This window comes from Pseudonocardia sp. SID8383 (assembly GCF_009864975.1).
Classification (GTDB): domain Bacteria; phylum Actinomycetota; class Actinomycetes; order Mycobacteriales; family Pseudonocardiaceae; genus Pseudonocardia; species Pseudonocardia alni.
In genome coordinates, this window is the sequence record NZ_WWFY01000720.1 from 1 (window position 1) to 9,567 (window position 9,567).

The window sequence follows — 9,567 nt, forward strand, 5'->3', positions numbered from 1 at the left end:
CCCACCGCCGTCGACCCGCCCGGCCGGGGCGGGGGCCGGGGCGACCGTCCCGAGCGCCTCTGTCGGGACCGACGCGGCGGCGGCACCCTCGCCCGCGGCCTCGGTCCGGGCGGCCTGCGCACCGGACATGGTGCGCAGCGGCAGCTCCTTGACGAACAGCACCAGGACGAAGGCCACCGCGATCACGCAGGCCGCGATGAGGAACGCCAGCGTCATCGCGCTGGTGAAGCCCTCCTGGAACGGTGCGGCCAGCCGCGGGTCGATCCGCTGCAGGAAGGAGGAGTCGGCCAGCACCGAGGTGGACAGGCCGCCGGCCTGACCGGACTGCAGCGCCCCGACGACCTGCGCGTTGGCCGGGTCGGCCGCGACGGCGGGGTCGGTCAGCGCGGCCCGGAACGAGCTCGTGCCGAGCGCGGCGCGGATGGCGTCGGCGATCTTGTCGCCGGCGGTGGAGAACACCACCGACAGGAAGATCGCGGTGCCCAGCGTGCCGCCCATCTGCCGGAAGAACGTCACCGAGGAGGTGGTGACACCCATGTCGCGGGCGGGCATCGCGTTCTGCACGGCGAGCACGAGGGTCTGCATGCACAGACCCAGGCCGAGACCCAGCAGGGCCATGGTCAGGTCGAGCTGCCAGATCGGGATCGACGGCGTGACGGTCTGCCACAGCAGCACCATCGCGATCGTGATGAACGCGGTGCCGATCACCGGGAAGATCTTGTAGCGGCCGGTGCGGGAGGTCAGCTGGCCGGAGAGGATCGACGCGACCATGATCCCGCCGACCAGCGGCAGCATCATGAAGCCGGCCTCGATGGGCGTCGCGCCGTGCACGATCTGCAGGAACTGCGGCAGCAGCGCGATGCCGCCGAACATCGCCATACCGATGAGCAGGTTGAGCACCGCGGACAGCGAGAAGATGCCGGTGCGGAACAGCCGCAGCGGCAGCAGCGCGGCGTCGCCGTAGGCACGCTCGGCCAGCAGGAACAGCAGCAGGCCGACGCCACCGATGACGTAGCAGACGATCGACGAGGTGGAGCCCCAGCCCCACTCGCGGCCCTGCTCGGCGACGATCAGCAGCGGCACCAGGCACAGCGCCAGCGCCAGCGCGCCGGGCCAGTCGATCCGTGCGGGCCGCGGGACGTGCGGGATGTTCAGCACCCGCTGGACGACGACCAGCGCGACGAGCCCGATGGGCACGTTGACCAGGAAGATCCAGCGCCACCCGTCGATGCCGACGATGGTGTCCACACCGGACAGCAGGCCGCCGATGACCGGGCCGATCACGCTCGAGGTGCCGAACACGGCCAGGAAGAAGCCCTGGTACCGGGCACGTTCGCGCGGCGGCACGATGTCGCCGAGGATCGTCAGCGCCAGCGACATCAGGCCGCCGGCGCCGAGGCCCTGCAGCGCGCGGAACGCGGCCAGGGAGTACATCGACCAGGCCAGGGTGCAGGCCACGGACCCGATCAGGAAGATCGTGATCGCGGTCATGAACAGCGGCTTGCGGCCGAAGATGTCGGAGAGCTTGCCGTACAGCGGCGTGGTGATGGTGCTGGTGATGAGGAAGGCCGTCGTCGCCCACGCCTGCAGGTTGAGGCCCGACAGGTCGTCGGCGATGGTGCGGATCGCGGTCGAGACGACCGTCTGGTCCAGGGCGGCCAGGAACATGCCCAGCATCAGTCCACCCAGGACGGTCAGGATCTGCCGGTGCGTCAGCTCGCCGTCGCCGGAGGTGGCGACGGGGCGCTGCGCACTGGCGGCAGCGGTGGACATTCTCAGGACTCCTGTGCTTCGAAGGTCTGGTAGTCGTCGAGGAAGCGGCCGAGCAGTCCGGTGAGGGCCTGCCGGTCGTCGGGGCTCCACGCGGCCAGCACGGTGGCGATGACGTGCGCGCGACGGCGTCGCTCGGTCTCGATCACGCGGACGCCCTCGTCCGTCGCGGCGAGGAGGGAGGCGCGCCCGTCGCCGGGGTCGGCGCGCCGCTCGATGAGACCCGCCTTGACCAGGCCGGACACCTGTCGGCTGATCGTGGAGGGGTCGGAGTGGAAGGTGGCGGCGACCTCGCCGGCCCGTTGCGGGCCGCCGAAGTGGAGATGGGCCAGCACGTGGTACGCGGCCATGTCGACGATCATCTCGGGGCGGTGCCGTTCACCGGACCGCTTCACCTGGCGGACCAGCAGGAACAGCTCCCGGACGATCGAGTCGGCGAGCTCCAGGTCGGCGTCGGCGGGCTCGGCGGCGGCAGCGTGTGCGGTGCTCATCGCGGACCCCCTCTCGGTAGTGCATGTATCACGCAACTAGTTGCCTCGCGCAAGCATGCGCCGATGCGTTGCGCAATGCAAAGCGATTGGCCGTGAGCTGCGCCACCTGATTACGGTGCGGTTCGTGAGCACTCCACAGCGGATCCGGCTGCGTCGCACGAAGGGGTGGCGCAAACCCGACGGCGCGGTGCTCGTCACCCGGCCCGGACCGTGGGGCAACCCCTTCGACGTGCGTGAGATGGGGCGGGCACCGGCCATCGCCGCGCACCGCCGCTGGCTGCTCGACGAGCGCCCCGACCTGGTCGAACGGGCCCGGGTCGAACTCGCGGGCAAGGACCTGTGCTGCTGGTGCGCCGAGGACGTGCCCTGCCACGCGGACACGCTGATCGAGGTGGCGAACCGGTGAGCGGCCCCGATGGGGTCGACCCGGACGAGATCGACACCGATGTGTTCGACCCGCGCGTGTTCGCCCGCGGGGTGCCGCACGATGCGCTGCGGCTGCTGCGCGACGCCGCGCCCGTCTCCTGGCAGGACGAGCACGCCGTCGGCCCGTGGCCGGCCGGACCCGGGTTCTGGGCCGTCACCCGCTACGACGACGTCCGGCACGTCCTGCGCAGCCCGGCCGACTACTCGTCGTCGCTCGGGGCGACGCAGATCCGCGACCCCGACCCGGCCGACCTGCCGTTCCTGCGCCGGATGGTGCTCAACATGGACCCGCCGGAGCAGGTCCGGCTGCGGACGCTGGTCACCGGGGCGTTCACGCGTCGTCGGCTGGAGGGGTTCGCCGCCACGGTGCAGCGCCGCGCCGACGCGCTCCTGGACGCCGTGCGCGACGACGGCGGCTGCGAGCTCGTCGGGCAGGTCACCGACGAGTTCCCGCTGCAGAACCTGTCCGACCTGCTCGGCGTGCCGGTCGAGGACCGCCCGATGCTGCTGCACTGGACGAACCGGGTGATCGGCTACCAGGACCCGGACCACGCGGCCGAGGGTCCGCCGGTGAACCCGCGCTCCCCGGCCGCGCTGGCCGACATGTTCGGCTACGCCGACGCCCTCGCCGAGCGCAAGCGCGCCGAGCCCGACGACGACGTCATGACCGCGCTGGTGCACGCCGAGGTCGACGGCCGCGCACTCACCGGCCCTGAGCTGCACATGTTCTTCTTCCTGCTGGTCATCGCGGGCAACGACACGGTGCGCAGCGCGCTGCCGGGCGGGGTGCTCGCGCTCGTCGGGCACCCCGACGCCTACACCCGCCTGCGCGCGGAACCGGGTCTGCTGCCGTCGGCGATCGAGGAGATCCTGCGCTGGCACCCGCCGGTGCTGACGTTCCGCCGGACCGCCACCCGCGACCACGTCCTGAACGGGGCGGAGATCGCGGCGGGGGACAAGGTCGTCGTCTACCACTGCTCGGCGCACCGCGACGAGCGCCGCTTCGCCGACCCGGACACCGTCGACATCACCCGCTCCCCGAACGAGCACCTGGCGTTCGGGCAGGGGCCGCACCTGTGCCTGGGCGCGCACTTCGCCCGGATGCAGATGCGGGCCTTCCTCGCCGCGTTCCTGCGCCTGCCGCCGGCCCGGCTCGACGGGGAGGTGCGCCGGCTGACCTCCAACTTCATCAACGGGACGACCCGGCTGCCGCTCGCGTGGTGATCGGCCACTAGCGTGCGGTGCGATCACGCATCGCGCCCGGAGGGACACCGCCCGTGCCGCTCGCCCGTCACCTTCTCGGACCGGCCCTGCTGGTCGCGACCGCCGCCCTGCTCGCGGGGTGTGCCCAGCCGGGGCAGCTCGGCCACGAGTCCGACGCCGCACCCTCCGACGGGACGACCGTCGAGATCCTCCCGGCCGACCGGTCCGCGGTGCCGACCACGTCCGCGGCCGCCCCCGGTGGCCCCGAGGTCCCCGGTGCGACCGCGGCCCAGGCGGGTTCCGACGCGGTGGGCCGCCTGGACCGCCCGGTCGACATCTCCACGCCCGGCCCCGCCGAGCTTCTCGTGCGCACCGAGGTGCTGCAGCCGGGCCAGGCCAGCGGCTGGGTCCGCCACCCCGGCACGGTGATCTCCGTGGTGCGGTCCGGCACGGTGACCGTGCAGCGCGCCGACTCCTGCGAGCCGCGCCCGTTCGGCCCGGGGGAGGCGTTCTTCCTGGAGGACGGCAGGCCCAACGAGCTGCGCAACGACGGCCCGGACCCGGTCGTGCTGACCCGCTCGGAGCTGCTGGCCCCCGGCGCCCCGGAACGCGAGCCCGCCGAGCCCGCCTGCTGAGGCCCCGCACGGCCCCGCACCGCCGGGTGGTCCGCGCGCGGGTACTCGGTTCTGTCGGCGCCCTGTGGGAACATCGTGGGCGTACCGGGGCAGGGGAGCGGACACCTTGACGACGAAGACGGTCATCGCGGCGGACTACCGTGAATGGCAGGTGAGCCGGCGGATCGAGTGGACCACGCCGGCGGTCGGTGACGAGTTCGAGCACGACGTCGACGCGGGTAACGGCGCGGTCGTGCTGATCCTCGGCACACTGGTGTTCTTCTGGCTGGTCCTCGTCGTCTGGGTGCCCGGCGGGGTGGTCTTCCCCTGGTTCTACTGGCTCGTCGTCGTCGTCGGACTGGGTTTCTTCCCGTTCCGCTGGCTGCTGCGCAGGCCGTTCACGATCACCGCGAAGACCCAGGGCGGCTACGACCTGCCCCCGGAGAAGTGGACGGGCATGGTGCGCGGGCTCGCCACCGCACGCGAGGAGACCAAGGTGGTGGTGCGCAGCCTCAAGAACCGCTCGACGCCCGGCCACGCGGACAGCCCGCTGCAGCCGATCAACTAGGAGTCGCGGTGCCCGAACTGCCCGAGGTGGAGGCCCTGGCCCACCACCTGCGTGAGCACGCCGTGTACCGCCCGGTGGCCCGGGTGGACCTGGCCTCGATGAGCGCGCTGAAGACGTTCGACCCACCGGTGTCGGCGCTGGTGGGCCGGGTGGTGACCGGGGCGTCGCGGTTCGGGAAGTTCCTGTCGGTCGACTTCGACGACCGCCCCGACACCGGCCCGCTGCACCTGGTCACGCACCTGTCCCGGGCCGGCTGGCTGCGCTGGCACACCACGGCGGGCGTCACCCCGCCCAAGCCGGGCCGCGGCCCGTTGCAGCTGCGGGTTCACCTCGACCAGGTCGGCGGGCCGGGCTTCGACCTCACCGAGCAGGGCACCCAGAAGCGGCTCGCCGTGTACCTGGTGGAGGACCCGGCGCAGGTCCCGGGCATCGCGAAGCTGGGGCCGGACGCGCTGGAGCTGGGCCGGGCCGGTCTCGACGAGCTGCTCGACGGTGACAACCGCAGGCTCAAGACGCTGCTGGTCGACCAGTCCACGCTCGCCGGCATCGGCAACGCCTACTCCGACGAGATCCTGCACACCGCGCGCCTGTCGCCCTACGCCACGGCGTCCCGGCTCGACGCCGCCGCCCGGGACACCCTGTTCGAGTCGCTGCACGCCGTGCTGTCCGACGCGGTGGCCCGCTCGGTCGGCCAGGGTGCCGCGGAGCTCAAGGGGGAGAAGCGCTCGGGGCTGCGGGTGCACGCCCGCACCGGACTGCCCTGCCCGGTCTGCGGCGACACCGTGCGCGAGGTGTCGTTCGCGGAGAGATCGTTCCAGTACTGTCCGACCTGCCAGACCGGGGGGAAACCGCTCGCCGACCGCCGCCTGTCCCGGTTGGTGCGCTAGTGGCGGGCGCGGGAACGGGGGTGCTCGCAGTCGTGGACGGATCCACCACGCTCACCCCGTCCATGGCGCTGCTGCTCGTGGTGGCGGTCGTCGTCGGCGTGGTCGCGGTGTTCTTCTTCCTGTGGCAGCGCAACCGGCGCAACACGATGGTCTCGCCGCTGGCCAAGGCCACGTTCTCCGCGCTGCACACGGTCGCGCTGGCCGCGCCGGTGCTGCGCGAGGGGCTGTCGTCGCGCTCGGCGTCGCAGGCGCTGCCGTATCTGCGCCAGCTGCTGGAGACCACGGCGATGGCGATGACCGACTCCCGCGGGACGGTCCTGGGCTGGGACGGCACCGCCGACCAGCACCAGCAGGACGTGCAGACGCTCGCCGACACGGTCGTCCGGACCGGCCGGATGGAGCTGATGAGCCACACCTCCATCAAGTGCAACCAGCCCGGCTGCGAGGTGCGGGGGATCGTCGTCGTCCCGCTGGAGAGCGACGGCACCATCATCGGCACGCTCGCCGCGCTCACCCCGTCGACGGCGGGTCCCCCGGTGCTGCGGGCCACCGGCGAGGTCGCGCGCTACGTGTCCAGCCAGCTGGAGCTCGCCGAGCTCGACGACTCCCGGGCGCGGCTCAACCGCGCCGAGGTCCGCGCCCTGCGCGCCCAGATCTCGCCGCACTTCGTCTACAACGCGCTCACCACGATCGCCTCGTTCATCCGCACCGACCCGGCGCGCGCCCGTGAGCTGCTCATCGAGTTCGCCGACTTCACCCGGTACTCGTTCCGCTCGGCCGGTGAGTACACGACGCTGCTCGACGAGCTGAACAACATCGAGCGCTACGTCCGGCTGGAGAAGGCCCGCTTCGGGAACCGGCTCAACATCAAGCTCCAGATCGACCAGGAGGTGCAGAACGTCGTCCTGCCCTTCCTCGCGCTGCAGCCGCTGGTGGAGAACGCGGTCCGGCACGGGTTGTCCGGCAAGCCCAACGGCGGCACCGTCACCATCCGGGCGGAGAACGCCGGGTCGGAGTGCGTGATCGTCGTCGAGGACGACGGCGTCGGCATGGACCCGGCCCGGCTCAACGAGGATCTCGACGACGCCCACCTCTCCGGCGCGCACGTCGGCCTCGGCAACGTCGACGACCGCATGCGCTCGGCCTTCGGCGACAACTTCGGCCTCGTCGTCGACACCAACATCGGCGCCGGTATGAAGATCACGCTGCGCGTCCCGAAGTTCCGGGCGGGCATCCGGGCCTGACCGGCGGGCATCCGTGGGACCCTCCGGCGATCCGCTGGGCCGTACGGGTGACATGAGTGGTCGCGAGCTGTGCCGATCCGGTCACACCACGTCACCCTGTGCTCGCGCGTACGGTGGGACGGCATGGACGTCCTGCGTATTCCCGCGGCGGTGACCTCCCGTCTGCCCGGCAGGCTGGGTGAGTCGGTCGGCCCTCCGGTGGTGTCGGTCGTGCGGATGCAGGGCGTCATCAGCGCCCAGGCCGCGCCGGTACCGCGGCAGGTGCTGAACCTCTCCTCGATGGAGAAGGTGCTGGAACGGGCGTTCGCGCCCGAGCGGCTCGCCGCCGTCGCACTGGTGATCAACTCCCCGGGCGGCTCGCCGACCCAGTCCCAGCTGATAGGGGACCGCATCCGCTCGCTGGCGGCGGAGAAGGACGTGCCGGTGCTCGCGTTCTGCGAGGACGTCGCTGCGTCCGGTGGCTACTGGCTGGCCTGCGCCGCCGACGAGATCTACGCCTGCTCCACCTCGATCGTCGGCTCGATCGGCGTGATCAGCGCCGGGTTCGGGCTCGACGGCCTGATCGAGCGGTGGGGTGTCTCCCGGCGGCTGCACACCGCGGGCGGGTCGAAGTCGCGGCTGGACCCGTTCCTGCCCGAGCGGTCCGAGGACGTCGCCTGGCTCACCGGCCTGCAGGAACAGCTGCACGACCGGTTCACCGGATGGGTGCGCGAGCGGCGTGGCGACCGGCTCGCGACCGACACCGAGCTGTTCGACGGCGAGGTGTGGCTGGGTGAGCGGGCCCGCGAGCTGGGCCTGGTGGACGGCATCGGCGGTGCCCACGACGTCCTGACCGAACGTTTCCCCGACGCCGAGCAGCGCCCGGTGGAGCAGCGCAGGCCGCTGCTCGCCCGCCTCGGCGCGGGTGGGTCCGCGGCCCGGGCCGGCCTCTCCGGCGGCATCGCCGGGGCCGGGCACGAGCTGTTCTCCGCCCTCGAGACGCGGGCGGCGTGGGCCCGTTACGGGCTGTGACACCGGTGACCGTGCGTACCACGGCCGCGCTGCACCCCGTGTCCGGCCGGTCACCGATCCGGTTCGTGCCCTGGCATCACGCGCGTCGGCACGTCACCATGGTCGCGGCGCCGGGCGATCATCGAGCGGATGGGCTTCCCGGCGCAGGCCCGGAAGCAGGATGAGGAGATCGTGGACAGCAACGACACCACTCGCGGACTGGTCGTTCTCGCGGTGGACGACGAGCAGCCCGCGCTCGAGGAGATGGCCTTCCTGCTCGACGAGGACCCGCGCGTCGCGACGGTCCTCAAGGCCGGCGAGTCCACCGAGGCCCTGCGCATCCTGAACGGCCGCCGGGCCGGGGCGGCCGCGGGAGCCGGCGCGGGGGGCGGCGCGGACGTCGCCGAGCAGACCGACATCGACGCCGTGTTCCTCGACATCCGCATGCCCGGTCTCGACGGCCTGGAGCTGGCCCGGGTGCTGCAGAACATGGCCGTGCAGCCGGCGATCGTCTTCGTCACCGCGCACGACGACCGCGCGGTCGACGCCTACGACGTCGGTGCGATCGACTACCTCCTCAAGCCGCTGCGCACCGAGCGCCTCTCCGCCGCACTCGACCGGATCCTGTCGACCCGTCGCAGCGGGCCGGTCGAGACCGTGCGCGAGGAGACCGGCGGCGACGACGAGGTCATCCCCGTCGAGCTGGCCGGCACCACGAAGCTGGTACCGCGGTCCGCCGTACGCTACGTCGAGGCGCAGGGCGACTACGCCCGGCTGCACACCACCGAGGGCAGTCACCTCGTCCGGATCCCGCTGTCGGTGCTCGAGGACCGCTGGCGCGACGCCGGCTTCGTGCGCATCCACCGCTCGTTCCTGGTGGCGCTGCCGCTGGTCACCGAGCTGCGGCTGGCCGGGTCCGGCTACGTCGTGCGCATCGGATCCGGCCCGGAGACCGCGGAGCTGCCGGTCAGCCGTCGGCACACCCGTGAGCTGAAGGACCGCCTCGTCCGCGCGACCAAGCAGGCGTGGAGCCAGAGGTGAGCAGGTCCACCGGCGGCGTCTCGCCGTCGGTGCGTCCGCAGTCCGACCGGGCCGCGGACGATCTCGACGGGTCCGACCGGCCCGGCACCGAACCCGACGCGACGGCCGCCGGGTCCCGAGCGGACCAGGCCTCCGCCGCGCCCGAGGGGCGTCCGGACCCCGCACGGTCGCGCCCGTACCCCGACGGTGCCGTCGCCGGTCTCGACGCCTGGAACCCGGCGCTCGAGCACCGCAACCGCCGTGTCGCCCTCGCGCCGGAGCCGTCCGGGAACGCCATCCCGGCGCAGCCGCGTGGCTCGTTCGCGTCCGGTCCGCACCCGCGGCCGGCCGAGG

Annotated in this window: 11 protein-coding genes; 9 read left to right on the forward strand and 2 right to left on the reverse strand. The window is 72.7% G+C overall.

Features of this window, described 5'->3' with window-relative positions; translation table 11 throughout:
* The coding region (locus tag GTW08_RS17430; protein WP_161152230.1) for an MDR family MFS transporter at window positions 1–1,773 on the reverse strand (1,773 nt) is incomplete at its 3' end.
* A gap of 2 nt (window positions 1,774–1,775) precedes the next feature.
* Window positions 1,776–2,261 carry a MarR family winged helix-turn-helix transcriptional regulator gene (locus GTW08_RS17435; RefSeq protein WP_073573755.1) on the reverse strand — a complete coding sequence of 162 codons (486 nt, stop codon included), beginning with the start codon at window positions 2,259–2,261 and terminating at the stop codon, window positions 1,776–1,778.
* A gap of 124 nt (window positions 2,262–2,385) precedes the next feature.
* Here GTW08_RS17435 and GTW08_RS17440 point away from each other — a divergent pair, with 124 nt between their 5' ends.
* The 9 genes from GTW08_RS17440 to GTW08_RS17480 all read left to right on the forward strand — a co-directional run.
* Window positions 2,386–2,667 (forward strand): DUF4326 domain-containing protein, encoded by a 282-nt coding sequence (locus tag GTW08_RS17440; RefSeq protein ID WP_073573834.1) that lies wholly within the window; start codon window positions 2,386–2,388, stop codon window positions 2,665–2,667.
* A complete protein-coding gene (locus tag GTW08_RS17445) occupies window positions 2,664–3,911 on the forward strand; it encodes a cytochrome P450 (RefSeq protein ID WP_253068946.1) in 1,248 nt (415 codons plus the stop codon). The genes GTW08_RS17440 and GTW08_RS17445 overlap by 4 nt, the downstream gene beginning before the upstream one ends.
* Window positions 3,912–3,964: 53 nt before the next feature.
* On the forward strand, window positions 3,965–4,525 hold the full coding sequence (locus tag GTW08_RS33010) for a cupin domain-containing protein (RefSeq protein ID WP_161152231.1): 561 nt from the start codon (window positions 3,965–3,967) through the stop codon (window positions 4,523–4,525).
* A 106-nt stretch (window positions 4,526–4,631) separates the two neighbouring features.
* Window positions 4,632–5,072 carry a hypothetical protein gene (locus tag GTW08_RS17455; protein ID WP_161152232.1) on the forward strand — a complete coding sequence of 147 codons (441 nt, stop codon included), beginning with the start codon at window positions 4,632–4,634 and terminating at the stop codon, window positions 5,070–5,072.
* 8 nt (window positions 5,073–5,080) lie between these two features.
* Window positions 5,081–5,959, forward strand: a complete 879-nt coding sequence (locus GTW08_RS17460) for a DNA-formamidopyrimidine glycosylase family protein (RefSeq protein ID WP_100879139.1) — start codon at window positions 5,081–5,083, stop codon at window positions 5,957–5,959.
* Between the two features lie 32 nt (window positions 5,960–5,991).
* Window positions 5,992–7,203 (forward strand): sensor histidine kinase, encoded by a 1,212-nt coding sequence (locus GTW08_RS17465; protein ID WP_238589740.1) that lies wholly within the window; start codon window positions 5,992–5,994, stop codon window positions 7,201–7,203.
* Window positions 7,204–7,326: 123 nt separating this feature from the next.
* Window positions 7,327–8,214 (forward strand): S49 family peptidase, encoded by an 888-nt coding sequence (locus GTW08_RS17470; protein WP_073573836.1) that lies wholly within the window; start codon window positions 7,327–7,329, stop codon window positions 8,212–8,214.
* Between the two features lie 129 nt (window positions 8,215–8,343).
* Window positions 8,344–9,234, forward strand: a complete 891-nt coding sequence (locus GTW08_RS17475; protein WP_062399139.1) for a LytR/AlgR family response regulator transcription factor — start codon at window positions 8,344–8,346, stop codon at window positions 9,232–9,234.
* On the forward strand, window positions 9,231–9,567 hold a 337-nt coding region (locus GTW08_RS17480), incomplete at its 3' end, for a hypothetical protein (protein ID WP_202417307.1). The genes GTW08_RS17475 and GTW08_RS17480, both read left to right, overlap by 4 nt.

What these genes read in the sequence shown, in the direction of transcription:
- GTW08_RS17475 (WP_062399139.1), top strand. Translation starts at nt 8,344, where the DNA reads ATGGGCTTCCCGGCGCAGGCCCGGAAGCAGGATGAGGAGATCGTGGAC.
- GTW08_RS17470 (WP_073573836.1), top strand. Translation starts at nt 7,327, where the DNA reads ATGGACGTCCTGCGTATTCCCGCGGCGGTGACCTCCCGTCTGCCCGGC.
- GTW08_RS17435 (WP_073573755.1), bottom strand. Translation starts at nt 2,261, where the DNA reads ATGAGCACCGCACACGCTGCCGCCGCCGAGCCCGCCGACGCCGACCTG.